At 68.6% G+C, this 456-nt stretch carries 1 protein-coding gene; it reads right to left on the bottom strand.

The window, feature by feature from the left end; genetic code table 11:
* Window positions 1–456, bottom strand: a 456-nt coding sequence (locus tag AC1DSF_RS30870) for an amidohydrolase family protein (protein ID WP_478184119.1), incomplete at both ends; no start/stop codon positions are given.

The following is a 456-nucleotide window of genomic DNA, read 5'->3' as shown; positions in this document are numbered from 1 at the left end:
GGGTAGTGCCGCGGGGCGAACGCGCTGGTGGAGTAGTGCAGTCCGGGCCACTTGAGCTTGAGTTTGACGGCCAGGTCGGTCCACGGTTCGCAGCCGTGCCGGGTGACCAGGACGAGTTCCGGGAAGTCGTACATGACTTCGTCGATCAGCTCGACGTGCTGGGCGGCCATGGGCAGGCGCGGCCCGGGGACACCTGCGCAGACGAAGGCGGGAATGCCGAGTTCCACGCACTTGGCGTAGATCGGGTACATCTTCTTGTCGTTGATCGGCACCTGCGGGAACGCGCCGGCCGGGAACAGCGAGACGGCCCGCGAGCCGAATCCTTCGTGCTCGGCCACGAGTTGCCGGATCGCGGCCATGCCCTGGTTCGGGTCGAGGCTGCTGCATCCGACGAACCGGTCCGGGTGCAGGGTCACCGCGCGTCGGGCGGTCTCGGTGCCGAGGCCCACGAGGCCC

The organism is Variovorax sp. 01N429 (assembly GCF_056399425.1).
Note: the sequence above shows the minus strand (reverse complement) of the source record. Positions and strands in the feature narration are given on the sequence as shown.